This window comes from Dietzia lutea (assembly GCF_003096075.1).
GTDB classification, from domain to species: Bacteria; Actinomycetota; Actinomycetes; order Mycobacteriales; family Mycobacteriaceae; genus Dietzia; species Dietzia lutea.
Map to the genome: position 1 here is coordinate 3,705,564 of NZ_CP015449.1, position 18,477 is coordinate 3,724,040.

Consider the following 18,477-nt stretch of genomic DNA (forward strand, 5'->3'; position numbering starts at 1 on the left):
GCCCCGGGAATCGCACCCGGGGCCCACCGGCCGTTATTCAGAGACGGCCCGTCACTGAGCCTGTTCGATCGCGGCGCTCATGTCCGTGAGCGCCTGCTCGACGGTCTTCTCGTCCTTCAGGGCCGCGAAGGTGTTGTCCTGGATGGCCTTCGACAGGGCCGGGTAGAACGGCGAGACCGGGCGCGGCTCGGCGTTGTCCAGGGCGGCCTTGAGGGCCTCCATGTACGGGAACTGCTCCTGCAGTGCGGCGTCGTCGTAGATCGAGGACAGCACCGGCGGGAAGGACTCCTGTGCGAAGCCCATCTGGACGTCCTCGGAGATGAGGAACTCGAGGAACGCCGTGGCCGTGGCCTTGTTCTCGGAGTAGACGTTGATGCCGTTGTTGTAGCCGCCGAGGACGGACTTACCCGGCCCGTCCGGGCCGAGGATCGGCGCGACGTCGAAGTTGTCCACGACCTCCGAGGTCGGGTCGGTCTGGCCCGAGTCGTACATGTACGGCCAGTTGTAGGCGTACATGGTGCGGCCGCCCAGGAAGGCCTGCGCGGTCTGCTCCTCCGTGAAGCTGTCGGACTTCATGGCGACGACGTCGTTCTTGTAGGCGTCGACCAGGGCGGTCAGGCCGGCGCGGGTCTCCTCGCTGTCCAGCTCCGGGGTCTGGCCGTCGTCGCCGACGATCCTGCCGCCCCAGCTGTGGATGAACTGCGTGGCCGCGACGGTCAGGCCCTCGTACTGCTTGAGCTGCAGGTTGACGCAGTCGATGGCGGCCTCGACGGCCGCGCCGCAGGACTCGACGAGCTCGCCCCAGTTGGCGGGGGCCTCCGGCTGCAGGTCGGTGCGGTAGTACAGCAGCTGCGCGTTGGTGTTCTGCGGCACCGCGTAGAGCGTGTCGTTGTAGGTCGCGGAGTCGACGGCGGCCTCGATCAGCCCGCTGGTGTCGACCTCGGTCTCACCCTCGATCGGCTGGAGCCAGCCGTTGGCCGCGAAGTACGCGGTGTCGGTGACGTCGAGCGCGAACACGTCGTACTCGCCGCTCTCCGTCTGCAGAGACTGCACGAGGGTGTCGCGCTGACCGTCCTGCTCGGCGGGCAGCTCGTGGAGGGTGACCTCCTGGTCGGGGTTCTCCGCGTTCCACTGTTCGATGACGGGACGCAGCTTGTCCGTGTCGTTGCTACCCATCGCGAAGGTGATGGGGCCGACGCCGGAGGTGCCGGAGCTCGCCTGTTCGCTGTCCTCCCCGCCCCCGGAGGAACAACCCGCGGCGACCACCGCGACGATGGAGGCGGCCGTCGCCGCCTTGAGGAACCTGCCGTGAACGGCCATGCGCTCTCTCTCCTACTGTCGTGTCTCGACTCCCGTCGGCGCGCGCCGACGGGCAGCTGATCGACGTCGACTGTGACGCGGATCTCACTGAGGACCTGCTGAGCGTAACCCACACGAGGTCGGTGGCGCGGGACCACGGCGATCATCGGCCGGGTCGCTCGCTCCACCGCCGCCACGTGGGGTTCACGCAGGCGAGGTCACGGCGTTAACTGTAACAACAACAGATGTTGCGTCGCTTGACGGTTCAGCGGAGCCGGTCCCCGGTCTCCACGTCGAAGAAGCGCACCTCGCCGTCGAGCGCCTCGAGGTACATGGTGTCGCCCTTGCGCGCGTGCTCGCCGGACCCGGCGCGGTACACCACGGGGTGGCCGTCGGCGGTCGAGCAGTGCAGGTAGCTGTCCGCGCCGAGCTCCTCCACCAGCACCACCGTCACCTGCAATCCGTGGCCGTCCTCGGCGATCCGCAGATGCTCGGGCCGCACGCCCACCGTGACCCGCGGCCCCGACCCGTCCGGCACCGGCTCGCGGAACCCCTCGAGGTCCACCGCGCCGTCGGCCACGGGGGCTTCGAAGAGGTTCATCGACGGCGAGCCGATGAAGCCGGCGACGAACGCGTTGAGCGGGTTGTTGTACAGCTCGCGCGGGGTGTCGACCTGCTGGAGCACCCCGTCCTTGAGCACCGCGACGCGGTCGCCCATCGTCATGGCCTCGACCTGGTCGTGGGTCACGTAGATCATCGTGGTGCGCAGGTCACGCTGCAGCTTGGCGATCTGCGCACGCGTCGCCACGCGGAGCTTCGCGTCGAGGTTGGACAGCGGTTCGTCCATGAGGAAGACCTGCGGGTTGCGCACGATCGCCCGGCCCATCGCCACGCGCTGCCGCTGGCCACCGGAGAGCTCCTTGGGCTTGCGGTCCAGGTACGGAACCAGGTCGAGCATCTCCGCGGCGGTCTGCACCCGCTCGGCGATCTCCTGCTTGCTCGCCTTGGCCAGCTTGAGCGCGAAACCCATGTTCTCGCGGACCGTGTAGTGCGGGTACAGCGCGTAGTTCTGGAACACCATCGCGATGTCCCGGTCCTTGGGTTCGGTGCCGGTGACGTCCTTGTCGCCGATGAGGATCCGGCCCGCGGCCACGTCCTCGAGGCCGGCGAGCGCGCGCAGGGTGGTCGACTTGCCGCAGCCGGAGGGCCCGACCAGGACGAGGAACTCGCCGTCGGCGATCTCCAGGTCCAGGCGGTCCACGCTGCGCCGCGCGGCCCCGGGATAGATGATGGACACGTTCTCGAAGGTCACCGAGGCCATGAGCGGGTCTTTCCCTTCACCGGCAGGAACGTGCCGGACGATCCGAGATAGAGGGTGGACACGACGACTGTAGCGGCCCGTGCCGGAGTTCACCGGCACTGCGCCCACAGTTCATCCGGACGTCCACCGGGCGCGTCCGTCCGGTGGTTCTGCGCGCCTAGCGTCACAGCGTCCGATGAGCCGTAGATGTCTTCAGGGAGACTCGAATGTCCGTCCGCCGCCTGCTTCCTATCGCCACCCCGGGGATCTCCAACCGCCAGCACGTGACCTGTGTGTACAAGTGTGGAGACCAATGCGCTGCCCCGGTGCCCAACACGACCGACAACCCCTACTTCGGCGACATCGCCACCGAGATCAGCCGCCGCGGGGCCCTCAAGGCCGCGGGCGTCGTGGCGCTGGCGGTGGGAGCCGCGCAGGCCCTCCCCGCTACCGCCGCCGCGCAGGTTTCCGGCGCCACCGGCTCGCTCGGCGCCGCCGGCTCGACCGGCGGGGCCACGATCGACACGGGCTTCACCCCGGTCGCGCCCAACAAGGCCGACGCCGTCACGGTCCCCGAGGGCTACTCCAGCGACGTTGTGATCCGCTGGGGCGATCCCGTGCTGCCCGGCGCCCCGGAGTTCGACTTCGAGAACCAGACCGCGGCCGCCCAGGCCATGCAGTACGGCTACAACTGCGACCTCGCCGTGATGTTCCCGATGGACGACCGCGACGGCCGTTACCTGCTCACCGTCAATCACGAGTACACCACCGAGCCCACGATGTTCCGTGGCTACGATTCCGCGAACCCCACCCGCGAGCAGGTCGAGATTGCGTGGGCCGCACACGGCCTGACCGTGGTCGAGCTGGCCACCCGTTCCTCCGACGGCGGCCTCGACCCCGTCATGGGCTCCTACAACCGGCGCATCACGGCCACCACCCCGTTCGAGCTGCGCGGCCCCGCCGTCGGCCCGCTCACCCGGACCACCGCCGACCCGACCGGCACACGCGTCCTGGGCACGCTGAACAACTGCGCGGGCGGGCACACCCCGTGGGGCACCGTGCTCTCCGGCGAGGAGAACTTCAACCAGTACTTCGGCACCTCCGGCTCGGTCACCGACACCGAGCGCCGCGCACAGCTGAGTCGCTACGGCATCAGCGTCTCCCCCTCCGGACGGCTGTGGGAGCGGTTCGACGACCGCTTCGACCTGGCGAAGGAGCCAAACGAGGTCAACCGCTTCGGTTACGTCGTCGAGGTCGATCCCTGGGAGCCCGACTCGACGCCGGTCAAGCACTCGGCGATGGGCCGGTTCAAGCACGAGGGCGCGAGCATCCACGTGACCGCCAACGGGACCGTCGTGGCCTACTCCGGCGACGACGAGCGCTTCGACTACCTCTACAAGTTCGTCTCCAGCCGCCGCATCGTCCCCGGCAACACCCGGGCCGCTCGCGCCCAGAACATGCGGATCCTCGACGAGGGCACCCTCTACGTGGCCACCTTCTCCGGCAACTCGCCCGCGGCCGAGATCGACGGCTCGGGCACGCTGCCGTCCGACGGCGCGTTCGACGGCAGCGGAACCTGGATCCCGCTCATGACCGTCAACGCCGACGGCAAGGCCGTCTCACACGTCGAAGGCATGACGCCCGAGCAGGTCGCCGTGCACACGCGTATGGCGGGCGACCGGGTCGGCGCCACCAAGATGGACCGGCCCGAGGACGTGGAGCCCAGCCCGACCACCGGCAAGGTGTACATGGCGCTGACCAACAACTCCCAGCGCGGCGGCTCCGGTCGGGCCGCGGCCGACGAGGCCAACCCCCGGCACAACAACAAGCACGGTCAGGTCGTCGAGATCACCGACGATCACGCCGGCACCACCTTCGGCTGGAACCTGCTGCTCGTCTGCGGTGATCCCGCCGCCGCCGATTCCTACTTCGGTGGCTTCGACAAGTCCAAGGTCAGCCCGATCTCCTGCCCGGACAACGTCGCGTTCGACCCTGCCGGCGGACTGTGGGTCTCGACCGACGGCAACGCGCTCGGCTTCAACGACGGCCTCTACTCGGTGGCCACCGAGGGGCCGAACCGCGGCGAGACCAAGCTGTTCCTCACCGTCCCGATCGGGGCGGAGACCTGCGGTCCGCTGGTGTTCAACGATCGCGCGATCGTCAACGTCCAGCACCCGGGCGAGATGGACGGCGCGTCGATCGAGAACCCGGCTTCGCACTGGCCCGACGGCGGCGACTCCCAGCCGCGTCCGTCGACGGTCGTGGCCTGGCGCGACGGTTTCTCCGGCGGCACCGGCTCGCTCGGTTCCGGATCGCTCGGCTCGGGCTCCCTGGGCGCGGGTCCGCTGCCGATGGGCTCGCTCGGCCGCTGACCCCGCCGCGCCCCGGAGCGTAGGCCGCTGACTCTGCGCACCGGGGCGCAGGCCGCCGTCGAGAAGACCGTTTCGCACACGTCCACTCGGGCGATGCGGGCCGAACGCTCTTCTCGACGGGCCGCCCGCCCGGCGGTCGCGACGGGCCGCCCGCCCTGGGCCGCCCGCCCGGCGGCCTACCGCCCGGCGCGTGCGCTCGCGGCGGCGGGCGCCGCGCCCGTGTACGCCAGTCCGCGCTCGGCGCAGGCCGCGATCGAGGTGGCCACGCCCTCCGGGTCGTCGGACATCGGCACGTGCCCGTCGGCGGTGATCTCCACGTCCGCCTGCGGGAACAGCCGCGTGGCGAGCTTGACTTGGCCGACCGGCAGGACCATGTCGAACCGGCCCCAGCGGATGGTGATGGGCAGGTCCTCGTCGACGGGCGCGGAGAACAGGAAGGTCCGGCGGTCGGCCCGGTCCAGCACGGTGTTGGACACGATCGCCTCGCTGTCGATCGCGGCGGCCTCGGCGGGGTACCGCCACGGGCGGGCGCAGAACACCGCCATCATCACCGCTCGTCCGGCGGCCCGCTCGGTGAGCGCGGGGATGTGCCGCCCGAGCTTGCCGGCCGCGCGTCGGAGACTACGGAAGACGGTGATCGTGTAGCGCCACTCGGCGTGCGAGCGGAAGAACCCGGCGGGCGAGAGCGCGGTGACGCTGCTGGCCAACCCGCGCGCCCCGAGTTCCAGCGCGAGGAAACCGCCGAGGGAGTTGCCGGCGATGTGCGGCCGCTCGCCGGCCGGGACGACCGCCTCGAGCAGGTCGACGAGCTCACCGACGAAGTGGTCGAGCACGTCCCCGGCGTCCGGCAGGTCGGCGGAGCGTCCGTGTCCGGGCAGGTCGACGACGACCACGCGGAACCGGTCGGCGAGCAACGGGACCACGGCGTCCCAGGCGTGCGCGCGGTGGCAGACGCCGTGGATGAGGACGATGGTCGGTCCGGATCCGGTGATCTGGTGATACAAACCCATGCGGTCAGTGTCCACCATCGCGCGCCGCCCCACCAGTGCCTCGACGTGACGCCCCACGGCGGGAGAAGAAGGGCTTACATTCGGTGCCGCGAGGCTTCCGGGGGGAGCCGGTGTCGAGGGGGCTGGGGTCATGGTGACGACGACGAGGGAACCGGACACCGGAGCTGTCGGGCCCGCTCTGGGTCTCGCCGAGCAGTTCCGGCCGATCCTCCTCCGGCTGGACCTGCTGGTCCGCCGCCAGAGCACTCAGTACGCGCTGAGTAGAGCGCAGACGTCGATCCTTCACACTCTGGCGTGCCACGGTCGTCTGCGCATGACGGACCTCGCCCGTCTCGAGAACGTGCGGGTGCCGACCACCAGCAACTCGGTGAGCGTCATCGAGGCCATGGGGTACGTCGAGCGCGAGCCCGACGAGTCCGACCGGCGTGGCGTCTGCGTACGACTGACGGACCTGGGCCGCGCGCGGATCGAGCAGGTGCTGGCCGACCGCGACCGCGACTTCGCCGAACACCTGGGTCGGCTGACCGGCGAGCAGCGCGAGCTGCTGTCGGCGGCGGTGCCCGCTTTCAACGCCCTGCTCGACGCCTTCGACGCCGCCTCCGCCGGACCCGCCTGACCTCCGCGCGGCCCACTCCCCCGCCTCCGTCCGACTAGCCTCGGCGGGCATGAGCACTGTCGTCATCACCGGCGCCTCCCGCGGGATCGGGGCGGCGACCGCCCGCGCCCTGGCCGACCGCCACGACCTGGTCCTGGTGAGCCGCGACGCCGACGCGCTCCGGGCCGTCGCGGCCGACTGCCGCTCCGCACACCCGGGCGACGGCCGGTCCGTCGAGATCGTCGAGGCCGACCTCACCACCGCCGACGGGGTCGCCCGCGTCGCCGACGGCCTCAGCACGCTCGACGGGCTCGTCCACTGCGCCGGGGTCGCCGATCTCGGCCGGACCGAGCACACCGACGCCGAGCAGTGGCGCCGGGCATTCGAGGTCAACGTGCTGGCCGTGGTCGAGCTGACCCGGGCACTGCTCCCGGCGCTACGCGCGGCACAAGGACACCTCGTCGTCGTCAACTCCGGCGCGGGGACCACCGCCAAGCCCGGCTGGGGCTCCTACAGCGCCTCCAAGTTCGCGCTGCGCGCCGTCACCGACACGCTCCGCGGCGAGGAACCCGACCTGCGCGTCACCTCCATCCACCCCGGCCGCGTCGACACGGACATGCAGCGCGCGATCGTCGCGCACGAGGGCGGTACCTACGACCCCGGCGCCTACCTCAGCGCCGACTCCGTGGCCACCGCCGTCCGACACGCGTTGGAGTCCACTCCGGACGCCCACCCCACCGAGGTCGTCCTGCGGCCGCGGTCCCGCTGACGCCCGCGCCACCCCCCTCGCGCCCTCTCCGCACGGCCGCATACCGCGAACGCCTGCCGCGCGGCCGTGCGTGTCGTAACGTCTGCACCACCATGACCAGCCCCGATTCCCCTCTGCGGATCACCGTGATCGGCGCGGGCGTGGTCGGCTGCTACATCGGCGGTCGGCTCGCCCGCGACGCCGACGTGACCCTCGTCGGGCGTCCCCACGTCCTCGACCCCATCCGTGAGCTGGGCCTCACCGTGGAGGCGGGCGGCAACGAGGGCGGCCGCCTGCACGTCCCCGCCGACATGCTCACCCTGGCCACCACCCCGGACTCGGTCCGGCGCGCCGACGTCGTGCTGGTGTGCACCAAGGCCGGGCAGACGGCCGCCGCCACCGCGGAGTTCGCGCCGCTCCTGCGCCCCACCACCCTCGTCGTGGGACTGCAGAACGGGCTGCACTCGGCGGACCTCATCCGCGAAGGCGTGGACTCCGCGCCGGTGATCGCCGGCGTCGTGCCGTTCAACGTCGCCCGCACCGCGCCCGCCACCTACCGCCGCACGTCCACGGGCGAGATCCGGATCGCCGAGCACCCGAGGCTCGTCCCACTGCTGCGCACGGCCGCCGAGGCCGGACTGCCGCTGCGTCCCACCGACGACATCCAGGCCGTCCTGCACGGCAAGGTCCTCATGAACCTCAACAACGCCGTACAGGCGCTGTCCGGCCTGCCGCTGCGCACCGAGCTGCTCGACCGCGATCTGCGGTGCTGCCTCGCCCTGTGCCAGGCCGAGGCGAACCGGGTGTTCACCGCGGCCGGCGTGGTGCCCCGGGTGCCGCTCGCCGTGCCCGCCGGCGCCCTGCCGATGGTGATGCGCCTGCCCACCCCGCTGTTCCGCCGGCTCGGTCGGGCCGTGATGCGGGTCGACGCCGACGGCACCTCGTCCATGAACGACGACCTGCTGCGGGGCCGGCCCACCGAGATCGACGTCCTGCAGGGCAAGGTCGTAAAGATGGCCCGTCAGCTCGGACTGTCGGCGCCGGCCTGCGAGCGGATCGTGGAACTGGTGCGCGAGGCCGAGGCCGACGGCGAGAACCGGCGCCGGTGGAGCGGCCCCGACCTGCTCGCCGAGCTGCAACGCGCGCGGCGCCGGGCGCGCCGGCTCGCCCGACTGCAGCAGACGAGCGGTCAGTCCTCGTAGCCGAAAGGTCAGTCCTCGTAACCGATCGAGAACGCGGCCTCGAGGTCGTGCTTGGACTGGGTCCGGAACGCGATGTGCGTCTCGGTGTCCACCACCCCAGGGACCTTGTTGAGGCGGTCGGAGACGATGTCGGCGATCTCCTCGTTGCGCCGCGCGCGGACCAGCACGATGAGGTCGATGGTCCCGGTGACGGAGTACACCTCGGACACGCCGTCGATCTCGGCGATCGCGGAGGCGACCTCGGGGATCCGCGCCGTCTCGGCGTGGACGAAGACGATTGCGGTGATCATGGACCCAACGCTAGCGCAGCGGGCGTAGCGTAGGTTGCCATGATCCACGGGGACCTCTTCCGGAGCGCGCGTGAGACGGAGACGGGCCGACCGTTCGCGCTCCAGAACTCCAAGATGCTCAAGGTGACCCTCGCCGACCAGCCGATTCTCGCGCGGACCGGATCGATGGTCGCCTATCAGGGGCAGATCGGGTTCGAGAACATCGGCAGCGGCGGGCTCGGCAAGATGTTCAAGGCCGCTGCCACCGGCGAGGGCGTGCCGCTCATGCGCTGCACCGGCCGCGGCGAGCTGTTCCTCGCCGACCATGCCTCCGAGGTCCAGGTGCTGTACCTCGAGAACGACATGATCTCGGTGAACGGCGCCAGCGTCCTGGCCTTCTCCGAGGGCATCGCGTGGGACATCCACCGCATCGCCGCGAAGGGCGCCGTCATGACCGGCGGCCTGTTCAACGTCTCCCTGCGCGGCACCGGCTTCGTCGCCGTGACGACCAAGGGGCAGCCGGTGGCGCTGGACGTCTCCGGGGCGCCGACCTTCGCCGATCCGCAGGCCGTCGTGTTGTGGACGGCCGGGGTGTCGATGGACGTGCGCGTGGACACCGGTGGGCTGCGGTCGCTGATCCGCGGTGGGTCGGGCGAGACGTTCCAGTTGGCGTTCGGCGGGCAGGGCCTGGTCGTGGTCCAGCCGTCGGAGAACGTCCCGCAGGGCGCGGGGAGCCAGGGCGGGTCGTAGGTCCGCCGCCCCGGCCGATGCGCGACGGCGGTCCCCCGCCCCCGGCCGATGCGCGCTCAGCTCATGTTCTCCGGGGTCCAGTAGGCGCGCATGGAGGAGACCTTGCCCTCGGCGTCGTGGACCATGAGGTCCCACACGTTGATGGTGGCCTTGGAGCCCCCGTCGAAGTGGGTGGTGATCTCGAAGTTGAACAGCAGGTCGTTGCCGCACACGCGGGTCTCGAGGACCTTCGCCTCGATCTTCAACGCGACGACGCTGGAGTAGAAGGCGCGGATCGCCTCCGCGCCCTCGTGCACGGTGCCGCCGCCGACGGGGTCCTCGACGGTGGCGTCGTCGGCGTAGAGGGCCATGACGGCCTCGAGGTCGCCGGCGACGAGCGCGTCGACGTAGGACTGCGCGGTGGCGCGGATCTGCTCGGGTGCGGTGGCTGCGGCGCTCATGGTGGGTGGCCTTTCGGTGACGACGACGAGGTGACCCGAGCCTAGAACGTGTTCTCACGCGGCGGGCGCGCACCGGACCATTTTCTGCTGCGCCTCCTCGTCGGTTGCGCCACTTGCGCCCCAGCCCTACCCTCCTCTCACGACTGTCACAGGGCCGGCGCGCCCGGGGAGCGGAGTACGCATGTCCACACAGCAGACGTCCCGACAGCCGTCGGACGAGGAGTCGTTCCACACCGGCCGGGTGGTGATCATCTCCCTGGTCGCCGCGCTCGGCGGTTTCCTCTTCGGGTTCGACACAGCGGTGATCAACGGCGCGGTCGACGCGGTGCAGCAGGACTTCGGTATCGGTGCCGGGCTGATCGGGTTCACGGTCTCCTCGGCGTTGCTCGGGTGCATCCTCGGCGCCTACCTGGCGGGGCGACTGGCCGATCGGTGGGGCCGCACCCGCGTCATGGTCCTGGCGGCGGCGTTGTTCCTCCTCAGCGCGCTCGGTTCCGGGTTCGCGTCCGGCCCGTGGGACCTCATCGCCTGGCGCGTCCTCGGCGGGCTCGGCGTGGGCGCGGCGTCCGTCATCGCTCCGGCGTACATCGCCGAGGTGGCGCCGCCCGCGATCCGTGGCCGACTCGGTTCGCTCCAACAGCTGGCGATCGTCTCGGGCATCTTCGTCGCCCTGCTCTCGGACGCGTGGCTGGCCGGAGTGGCCGGCGGCGCGATCGAGGAGCTGTGGTTCGGGGCGGCCGCGTGGCGGTGGATGTTCTGGGCGGAGGTGATCCCCGCGGTGGCCTACGGGTTCCTGGCGCTGATGATCCCCGAATCGCCGCGCTACCTGGTGGGCAGGGGGATGGTCGACGAGGCCAAGCGCGTCCTGCGTTCCATCCAGGAGGGCGGGATCGACACCCGCATCCGCGAGATCCGCGCGACCGTCCGCGAGGACCGCCGCCAGTCGTGGCGGGACCTGATCCGCCCGGGCGGCTGGAACTTCCTGCCCATCGTGTGGATCGGCATCATCCTGTCGGTCTTCCAGCAGGCCGTGGGCATCAACGTGATCTTCTACTACTCCACCACGCTGTGGCAGTCGGTCGGCTTCGCCGAGGAGGACGCGTTCACCCAGTCGGTCATCACGTCGGTGACGAACATCGTCGTCACGATCGTGGCGATCTCGCTCATCGACAAGATCGGTCGCCGCCGACTGCTCATGATCGGCTCGGTCGGCATGACCATCTGCCTGGCGGTGATGGCGGCGATGTTCAGCCAGGCCACCATGGTCGCCGGGCCGGACGGCGAACTCGCCCCGCAGCTCGGCGACACCCCGGGGCTCATCGCCCTCATCGCCGCGAACGGATTCGTCGTGTTCTTCGGGATGTCGTGGGGCCCGGCGGTGTGGGTGCTGCTCGGCGAGATGTTCAACAACCGGATCCGCTCCACCGCGCTGGGGTTGGCGGCGGCCGCGCAGTGGCTGGCGAACTTCGCCGTGTCGACCGCATTCCCGCCGATGGCCGAGTTCAGCCTGCCGTTCACCTACGGCTTCTACGCGGTCGCGGCGCTGCTGTCGCTGCTGTTCGTGGCGCGGTTCATCCCCGAGACGACCGGCCGCTCGCTGGAGGAGATGGAGTAGCCCGGGGTCAGGCCTCGTCGTCGGGGGTGCGCACCGCGCAGAAAAGGTCGGTGCGCAGCGTGGCCGGGTCCATGTCGGGCGAGGGTTCGGTGACATACGACTCCCAGAACGGCAGCCCGGGCGCGCGTCCCGTCCCCGCGATCTCGCCCATGAAGTCGCCCCAGGCCGGCCCGAGGTCGTCGTACGAGCCGACGTGGCTGATCACGGCGATCTCGCCGGCCGGCAGCTCGGAGGCGACGACCCGTCGACCGTCGGCCTCGATCGGTTCCGCCCCAACCTGCTCGGCCAGCGGGGCACGGAGCGGGAAGCCGATCTCCAGGTCGACCACCGAGTCGGGCCCCTCGACCGCGTCGGTGTAGAGGGCGATGGGCGGGCCCGCGGGAGCCAGGCCGGCCTCGAACGCGCGCGGCAGGACGGTCCCGAAGACGGAGTCGAACACCCCGGTCAGCTCCGACATCGGCACGCCCGTCACGCGGACCACGGCGGTGGGCACGGCGGGCACGCGCAGCAACCGGATCCCGTCGATCGGGTCCGCGCCCAGGGCGGGGTAACCAGACGGGGGGTCGGCCGGCGCCGTGGGTGCCTGACCGTGTGACGAGGAGGATGACGACGACGACATGGTGTGCCCTTCCGACGACGAGGTGCCTGCTCCCAGTGTGCGCTGCGATCGGGACGAGGGGAAGACCCGCCGAGCAGCAGGGCGAGCCTCTCCGCGCCGACGGGTGCACCCGGCGCCCGGGGGTACGGCCGGCGAGGGATGCAGCCGACGCCCGGCGGGGGAACACTGGGGGCATGCCCCACTACCGTCTCCACACCCCCGACCAGACGATCGGTCTCGGCGAGCACGAGACCGCCCAGCAGGCCCTCGAGTCCGCCGTGTCCGGTCATCGTGAGACCCGGCCCGCCGACGGGTCCCTCGAGGTCCAGGTGGGCGAGGCGTGGCACTCCGTCGACATCGAGGGGGACATGCCGTGAGCGCGGCCCGCGACGCCGGAGCCGACCGCAATTCTCACGGGACGGGCCCGGATTCGGTGACCCAGTGCGCGACGTGCGGGGTCGAGCGGGCGGAGCCCCTGCCCGAGGTGTGTCCGATCTGCGCGGACGAGCGCCAGTACGTGCCCGTCTCCGGGCAGCGCTGGACCACGCCCGAGCAGTCGCGGGCGGCGGGTGCGTCCATCGAGTTCACCGAGCGCGAGACCGACGTGATCGGTCTGGAGCAGAAGAACTGTCCCGGGATCGGCCAGCGGCCGTCGCTCATCCGGACCGACCACGGGAACGTCCTGGTCGAGGTCCCGAACTACATCAGCGACGAGGCGGTCGCGGCGATCCGCGGCTGGGGCGGACTGTCGGCGATCATCGCCTCGCACCCGCACATGTACGGGCTGCAGTCGTTGTGGTCGGCGGCGTTCGACGACTGCCCGGTGTACGTCTCCGCTCCGGACGAGCAGTGGCTGGGCCTGCGACCGCGCAAGACGATCGTGTGGGGCGGGGGCCACGCGACGGACCCGGCCGACGGCGGCGAGATCGAGATTTTGCCCGGCGTGCGGGCGTCGCAGCCGGGCGGCCACTTTCCCGGCAGCGTGGTCGTGCACTGGACCGCTCCGGACGGCGAGGGGGTGCTGTTCAGCGGCGACACGATCGGCACGGTCGCCGACCGGGAGTGGGTGACGTTCATGCGGTCGTTTCCCAACTGGATGCCGCTGTCCGGTGCGGTGGTGCGCCGGATCGCCGAGCACGTCTCGCGGTACGACTACGACAGGCTCTACAGCAACTTCGGCGGGTTCGTTCCCCGGGACGCGCGGGCCGCGGTGCAGCGGTCGGCCGAGCGCTACGCGGCATGGGTCGACGGCGAGTACGACCACCTCACCTAGAGGCGCCCGGGCCCGACCCGCGCTCGCCGGACTCGGGTCCCTCACCGGAGCCGACACCCTCGGCGCGCTCGGCCGCCTCGCCGGACACCGCGCGCTCGGCCGCCTCGGCACGCTCCATGCGCTCGGCGCGCTCCTTGACCTGCGCGAGCCGGTGGTCCCACCCCTGCGACACCGCGCCGAGGAGGTCGGAGATCTCCCGGATACGGTCGGGCCGCACGGCGTGTACCTGTCGACGCTGATGCGCTCGCGCGTGCACGAGCCCTGAGTCGGTGAGTATGCGCAGGTGCTTGGCGACCGCCTGTCGGCTCACGCCCAGATCACGGGCCACGGCACCGGCGTCGTCGGGCCGATCGGCGAGTCGGACGAGGACCCGCCGGCGGGTCCGGTCCGCGAGGGCGCCGAACACACCGTCCGCCTCCACGCTGAGCAGCCGGTCGTGCGGGTCCTCTCCGTTCCGACTGCTCATCCGCCGCCCTCGGCGCGTACCCGCGCGAGCTCCAGCTCGGACACCCAGCCCTCGGAGTTCTCCTCGAATCGCCGGCGCCGGACGGCCGCGTCGTCGTGCAGACCCGCGAACCCGGTCTCGCGGACCGTCAGGACGACGCCCGATCCGTGGTCCTCGATCATGAACTCGACCAGGTTGGCCTGCGCCTCGTCGACCTCTCCGGCCATGCCACCGAGCCACCGGAACACCGCGCGACGCGGCGGGTCGAGCTCAACCGTGCCGATCGTGAACTCGCCATGCACCGGGTCGACGACGCGCGACACGTCGCCCTCGGTCGTGATCTCGTGATCGGTCCACGTGCCGTCGTTGATGAACCATCCCGGCTCCGACACGATGGCCCAGACCGTCTGCACGTCGGCCTCGATATGGACGCTGCGGACGATCTCGTCGGGCACGTCATCGCTGGTCAGTCCCGCTCCGGGCGCGCTATCGCCGTCGACGGGCACGGTGTTCTCGCTCATCGGGCTCTCCTCTCCCCCGAGGTGCCTCCCGCTCGGTGAGTTGGTGTCGCGGCTGCACCTGCCCTAACACGATGACACGTCGTGCGCTCGAGTGCAACCGTTCAGTTGCAGATGAGCGTGCCGACGGCCGAACGCGGTCAGCGCGGGACTACGCGGTCGGCGCTGGTCGGCGCGGTCACCGCCTGGCGAACGCGGTCAGCGCGACGCCGACGCGGCGGCCGTCTCGGCCGCGGCGAACTCCCAGAACCGCGCTGCCGCCGCGGGGTCAGAGGCCTCGGCGCTCCGACCGATGAGTGTGGGCATGCCGCGCAGGTGTCTCATCGCGTCGGGACCGGTGTAACTGCACGGCGGCAGCGGCCGGGTCGCGGCGCTCATGGTCGTCAGGGCCGCCTGCGCCGCGGGCTGGGCGAAGAGGGAGCAGACGCCGGTGACTATTTTGTCCAGCGTCGCGTTACCGGTCGCGTTGGATATCCCGGTGGCGGCCCACCCGGGGTGCGTGAGCTGGACGTCGACCCCGGCCCTGCCGGCCTCGGCACGTCCGTCGCGCAGCCGCCGCTCGAGCTCGAGCCCCCACAGCATGTCTCCGAGTTTGGACTGCGCGTACGCCGCCGCGGACGTCCACCGTCGACGCCGGAAGTGCGGGTCGTCGCCGTCGAAGGTGCCCGCGTGGTGTGCATTGGACGCGACGATCACCACGCGCCGACGCACCACGGGCAGCAGCAGGTTCGTGAACAGAAACGGGCCCAGCACGTTGACGCCGAGCAGCATCTCGAACCCGTCCGCGGTCTCACGCCGACGAGACGTGATGGCTCCCGCGTTGTTGACCAGCACGTCGATCTCCTCGCCGCCCTGGCCGACCTCGCCGGTCAGTTCGCCGGCCGCGCGTCGCACGCTCGCGAGGGAGGCCAGATCCGTCTCCACGACGCGCGCGTCCCCGGGGAGTTCGGACGCCACCTGACGACCGCGTGCGGAGTCCCGGACCGCGAGGATCACCCGCGCCCCGTGCCTGGACGCCGACCGCACGGTGTCGAGGCCGACTCCGCTCGTCGATCCGGTGACGAGCCACGTCTGGCCGGTGAGGTCGGGGATATCGATCTGCTTGTGCGCCACGGCCGAAGCGTACGACCCGGACGCCCGCGCCCGCGCCACTTCGCAGCGGACCCGGCCGCGCGGACCGGCCCCGCGTGAAGGGCCGCGCGAAGACCGCGTGAGGGCGCGCGACGGGTGCGCGGCGGGCGAGTGAGGAGCGCGCGACGGGCGCGTGAGTGGCCGCGCCGGCGATCTGGTCGTAACCACCGCGGAAAAGGTCGTAGCCATGTGGGCGAAACGCCGCCGGGGCCACGATGGTGACGTCCAAAAGTTCGATGATGACGGCCAGACCCGCGGTGGGCCCGCGGGTTTCCGGTCACGTGTCGAACCGGCGGCCCGGTCGGCGCTAGCCGGGACGAAGACGGGCCGCCGATTGCGGGCTCGGCGAAGCCGTCCGGTGAGGCGCCGGCGGCGGACTACCCTCCGGGTATGAACTCCCTCACCTCCACGAGAGTTTCGCGGACGCTTTCGGCGGCGGCTGCGGCCCTCGTCGTCGTCGCCCCTCTCACCGCCCCCACCGCCGGCGCGCAGCCCGCTGCAGTCGTCGCCCCGGTCGTCGCGCCGGCCGTCGCCGCGCACGACGTTCCCGGCGCGACGACGGCGGCGCCCTACGCCGACACCACCGCGAATCCGGCACCCACCTGGTCCGGACTCGACACCCGCGAATGGGCTCGGCCGATCCCCGCGCCGGGGGTCGCGGCGGAGACCGTCCCGCTCGACCCGTCACTCTCGCTGGCGCAGGCCGGACGGGCCGTGCGGCAGGTCTACGGCACGATCGACCAGCACGGCCGGCCCGCGGTCTCCGGAAGCGCGGTGTTCCTCCCCCACGGTGCCGCGCCGGAGGGCGGCTGGCCGGTCATCGCGTGGGCGCACGGCACCACCGGCCTGGGCGACGACTGCGCGCCCTCCACCCAGCCCCGCTCCGAGCGTGACGCCGAGTACCTCGGCCACTGGCTCGACCGGGGCTACGCCGTGGTCGCCTCCGACTACGTGGGCCTGGGCACGCCCGGGCTGCTCAGCTACCTCAACGGGCCCGCCACCGGCCAGGCGATCGTCGACTCGGTGATCGCCGCACGCTCGGCCGACCTGCCCCTGTCCCCCACCTGGGCGCTGGTCGGCCAATCGCAGGGCGCCGGGGCCGCGCTCAACACCGCGGTCCGCGCCACCGAACTCGGCGCGCCCGACGGCCTGGACTACCGCGGCGTCGTGGCGACGGGTGCCCCGGCGAACATCGAGCACATCTTCCAGTGGGGCGGGCCCGGCTTTCCGCCCGTGCAGCTACCGACCGGACTCAACGTGTACGCGATGTACATCCTCGCGGGGTTTCGCGATCAGCACCCCGAGCTCGACATCAACGGCTACCTCACGCCGGCCGGGCGCGAGATGGTCGACGCCGCCGAGACCCTCTGCTACGCGGCGATGCGAGAGAAGGTGGGCGGATTTCAGATCTCGCAGGCGCTCTCGCGGCCCCTGCAGGAGATCCCCGACGTGTTCGGCCACCTGCGCCGCTACATGGGTACGCCGACCACCGGGTACGACCGGCCCGTGTTCCTCGGCCAGGGACTGCTCGACCTGGACGTGCCCGCGCCGTCGGCGTTGTCGCTCGCCGCCGAGATGACGCTCAACCAGCAGCCGCTCGAACTGCGCGTCTACCCGGACCGCGACCACAGCGGGACCGTGTACGCCGCAACCCCGGATGCGACCGCGTTCCTGGCGCGGGTGATGGGGTGATGCGGTCACGGGTTTATGGAGTGATTCAGATCACTGACGACCGCCGCCATCCCGTGCGGCCGTCCATTTGGTTCCGCGCATTCGCGCACGTCAGGCCGCGCGCACGGGCGCTAGAACTGCAATCTGCGCAATGATCGTTACAGACTTGTCACATGGCGCCACTACGGGTTAGAGTCTCGTCATCGCCGCGCGGGGATGTTTCAGGGACTCCCCGCGCGGCTGACATCATTTCGAGGGACGCCGGGTTCGCCGGGGCCGCGGGATTCCCGGGACATCGCGATTCCTAGAACGCGTTCTAGTACCGTTGAGGCCATGAGCGCCCTCGACTTCGAGTCCACCAGCAAGACCATCACCGCCGGCCGCTTCGAGCTGCACTACCACGAGGCGGGCGAGCAGAGCGTCGCCGAGCCCGAGAGCGCGGTCCCCGTCCTGTTCCTCCACGGATCCGGTCCGGGCGTCACCGCGTGGTCCAACTTCTCCGGCAACTTCCCGGTCTTCGCCGAGCGGTTCCACACCATCCTGCTCGACATGCCGGGCTTCGGGAAGAGCTCCGACCTGGAGTGGGAGAAGGCCTACCCGATGATCGCCGCCGAGGCGATCGACGCGTTCTGCGAGGCCAAGGGCATCGAGAAGGTCGACATCATCGGCAACTCCATGGGCGGCAACGTCGCGTGCGAGACCGCGCTCGCCTACCCGGACCGCGTCCGCAAGATGGCCCTCATGGGCCCGGGCGGCCTGGCCGCGCCGCTGTTCGCTCCGGACCCCAGCGAGGGCTCGCGCCGGCTGTTCGACTTCCTCGCCGATCCGACCGATGAGAAGATGAGCGCCTGGGTCGACACGATGGTCGGCAACAAGAAGATCGTCTCCCCCGAACTGATCCGCGCCCGCACCGAGGCCGCGACCGCGCCGGGCGCAGTCGAGCGCATGTACTCGATCTTCGGCTCGATCCTCAAGCCCGAGAACGCCTACACCCCGCTGTACGCCCGCGCGTCCCAGATCCGCCAGGAGACGCTGCTCATCTGGGGCCGCGACGACCGCATGCTGCCGTACGAGCAGGCACATTTCGCGTTCCGCCAGCTCCCCAAGGCCGAGCTGCACGCCTTCTCCCGCTGCGGCCACTGGGCCATGATCGAGCAGAAGGACAAGTTCGAGCGGCTGGTGATCGACTTCCTGCTCAACTGAGCCCCCACGCGGGCGGTCGGGCGCCCCGGGGACCGCGC

At 71.1% G+C, this 18,477-nt stretch carries 19 protein-coding genes; 10 read left to right on the forward strand and 9 right to left on the reverse strand.

All coding sequences use genetic code 11. The annotated features are described in order from the left end of the window. Nucleotides 1-51: 51 nt before the first annotated feature. Nucleotides 52-1,320 carry an ABC transporter substrate-binding protein gene (locus A6035_RS17045; protein WP_108848909.1) on the reverse strand — a complete coding sequence of 423 codons (1,269 nt, stop codon included), beginning with the start codon at nt 1,318-1,320 and terminating at the stop codon, nt 52-54. Nucleotides 1,321-1,564: 244 nt separating this feature from the next. Continuing rightward, nucleotides 1,565-2,620: an ABC transporter ATP-binding protein gene (locus A6035_RS17050; RefSeq protein ID WP_108848910.1), complete on the reverse strand. Its 1,056-nt coding sequence runs from the start codon at nt 2,618-2,620 to the stop codon at nt 1,565-1,567. Between the two features lie 206 nt (nt 2,621-2,826). Between A6035_RS17050 and A6035_RS17055 the strand changes: the two genes are divergently transcribed. After that, complete coding sequence (locus tag A6035_RS17055; protein WP_108848911.1) at nt 2,827-4,971, forward strand: PhoX family protein; 2,145 nt, start codon at nt 2,827-2,829, stop codon at nt 4,969-4,971. 176 nt (nt 4,972-5,147) lie between these two features. Here A6035_RS17055 and A6035_RS17060 read toward each other — a convergent pair whose 3' ends face one another. Next, on the reverse strand, nt 5,148-5,981 hold the full coding sequence (locus A6035_RS17060) for an alpha/beta fold hydrolase (RefSeq protein WP_108849367.1): 834 nt from the start codon (nt 5,979-5,981) through the stop codon (nt 5,148-5,150). A 130-nt stretch (nt 5,982-6,111) separates the two neighbouring features. Here A6035_RS17060 and A6035_RS17065 point away from each other — a divergent pair, with 130 nt between their 5' ends. From A6035_RS17065 to A6035_RS17075, 3 genes are all read left to right on the forward strand, one after another. Next, nucleotides 6,112-6,597 carry a MarR family winged helix-turn-helix transcriptional regulator gene (locus A6035_RS17065; protein WP_108848912.1) on the forward strand — a complete coding sequence of 162 codons (486 nt, stop codon included), beginning with the start codon at nt 6,112-6,114 and terminating at the stop codon, nt 6,595-6,597. Nucleotides 6,598-6,646: 49 nt separating this feature from the next. Continuing rightward, on the forward strand, nt 6,647-7,345 hold the full coding sequence (locus A6035_RS17070) for an SDR family oxidoreductase (RefSeq protein ID WP_108848913.1): 699 nt from the start codon (nt 6,647-6,649) through the stop codon (nt 7,343-7,345). Between the two features lie 92 nt (nt 7,346-7,437). Then, complete coding sequence (locus tag A6035_RS17075) at nt 7,438-8,526, forward strand: 2-dehydropantoate 2-reductase (RefSeq protein WP_108848914.1); 1,089 nt, start codon at nt 7,438-7,440, stop codon at nt 8,524-8,526. Nucleotides 8,527-8,534: 8 nt separating this feature from the next. On the opposite strand, the gene A6035_RS17080 is transcribed toward A6035_RS17075, so the two are convergent. After that, the gene (locus A6035_RS17080) at nt 8,535-8,816 is read right to left on the reverse strand and encodes an Lrp/AsnC family transcriptional regulator (RefSeq protein WP_108848915.1); all 282 of its coding nucleotides are present in this window, start codon (nt 8,814-8,816) and stop codon (nt 8,535-8,537) included. A 39-nt stretch (nt 8,817-8,855) separates the two neighbouring features. Here A6035_RS17080 and A6035_RS17085 point away from each other — a divergent pair, with 39 nt between their 5' ends. Continuing rightward, nucleotides 8,856-9,545, forward strand: a complete 690-nt coding sequence (locus A6035_RS17085) for an AIM24 family protein (protein ID WP_108848916.1) — start codon at nt 8,856-8,858, stop codon at nt 9,543-9,545. Between the two features lie 56 nt (nt 9,546-9,601). On the opposite strand, the gene A6035_RS17090 is transcribed toward A6035_RS17085, so the two are convergent. Then, a complete protein-coding gene (locus A6035_RS17090; RefSeq protein WP_108848917.1) occupies nt 9,602-9,985 on the reverse strand; it encodes an SgcJ/EcaC family oxidoreductase in 384 nt (127 codons plus the stop codon). A gap of 181 nt (nt 9,986-10,166) precedes the next feature. Here A6035_RS17090 and A6035_RS17095 point away from each other — a divergent pair, with 181 nt between their 5' ends. Then, nucleotides 10,167-11,600 (forward strand): sugar porter family MFS transporter, encoded by a 1,434-nt coding sequence (locus tag A6035_RS17095; RefSeq protein WP_108848918.1) that lies wholly within the window; start codon nt 10,167-10,169, stop codon nt 11,598-11,600. 7 nt (nt 11,601-11,607) lie between these two features. On the opposite strand, the gene A6035_RS17100 is transcribed toward A6035_RS17095, so the two are convergent. Next, on the reverse strand, nt 11,608-12,219 hold the full coding sequence (locus A6035_RS17100) for a GyrI-like domain-containing protein (protein ID WP_108848919.1): 612 nt from the start codon (nt 12,217-12,219) through the stop codon (nt 11,608-11,610). A gap of 173 nt (nt 12,220-12,392) precedes the next feature. On the opposite strand from A6035_RS17100, the gene A6035_RS17105 reads away from it, so the two are divergent. Together A6035_RS17105 and A6035_RS17110 are read left to right on the forward strand one after the other, a co-directional pair. Further along, the gene (locus A6035_RS17105) at nt 12,393-12,575 is read left to right on the forward strand and encodes a hypothetical protein (protein ID WP_108848920.1); all 183 of its coding nucleotides are present in this window, start codon (nt 12,393-12,395) and stop codon (nt 12,573-12,575) included. Next, a complete protein-coding gene (locus A6035_RS17110; protein WP_108848921.1) occupies nt 12,572-13,471 on the forward strand; it encodes an MBL fold metallo-hydrolase in 900 nt (299 codons plus the stop codon). Before A6035_RS17105 ends, A6035_RS17110 begins: the two co-directional genes overlap by 4 nt. Here A6035_RS17110 and A6035_RS17115 read toward each other — a convergent pair. The 3 genes from A6035_RS17115 to A6035_RS17125 all read right to left on the reverse strand — a co-directional run bounded on the left by A6035_RS17115 (nt 13,464) and on the right by A6035_RS17125 (nt 15,547). Continuing rightward, nucleotides 13,464-13,937 (reverse strand): ArsR/SmtB family transcription factor, encoded by a 474-nt coding sequence (locus A6035_RS17115; protein WP_108848922.1) that lies wholly within the window; start codon nt 13,935-13,937, stop codon nt 13,464-13,466. The two genes, A6035_RS17110 and A6035_RS17115, sit on opposite strands and share 8 nt — an antisense overlap. Next, nucleotides 13,934-14,437 carry an SRPBCC domain-containing protein gene (locus tag A6035_RS17120; RefSeq protein ID WP_108848923.1) on the reverse strand — a complete coding sequence of 168 codons (504 nt, stop codon included), beginning with the start codon at nt 14,435-14,437 and terminating at the stop codon, nt 13,934-13,936. Before A6035_RS17120 ends, A6035_RS17115 begins: the two co-directional genes overlap by 4 nt. Before the next feature lie 195 nt (nt 14,438-14,632). Then, on the reverse strand, nt 14,633-15,547 hold the full coding sequence (locus A6035_RS17125) for an SDR family NAD(P)-dependent oxidoreductase (protein WP_108848924.1): 915 nt from the start codon (nt 15,545-15,547) through the stop codon (nt 14,633-14,635). A gap of 408 nt (nt 15,548-15,955) precedes the next feature. On the opposite strand from A6035_RS17125, the gene A6035_RS17130 reads away from it, so the two are divergent. Together A6035_RS17130 and A6035_RS17135 are read left to right on the forward strand one after the other, a co-directional pair. Beyond that, nucleotides 15,956-17,257 (forward strand): lipase family protein, encoded by a 1,302-nt coding sequence (locus tag A6035_RS17130; protein ID WP_108848925.1) that lies wholly within the window; start codon nt 15,956-15,958, stop codon nt 17,255-17,257. A gap of 312 nt (nt 17,258-17,569) precedes the next feature. Continuing rightward, nucleotides 17,570-18,439, forward strand: coding sequence for an alpha/beta fold hydrolase (locus tag A6035_RS17135; protein ID WP_108848926.1), 870 nt, complete (start codon nt 17,570-17,572; stop codon nt 18,437-18,439). Nucleotides 18,440-18,477 lie beyond the last annotated feature (38 nt).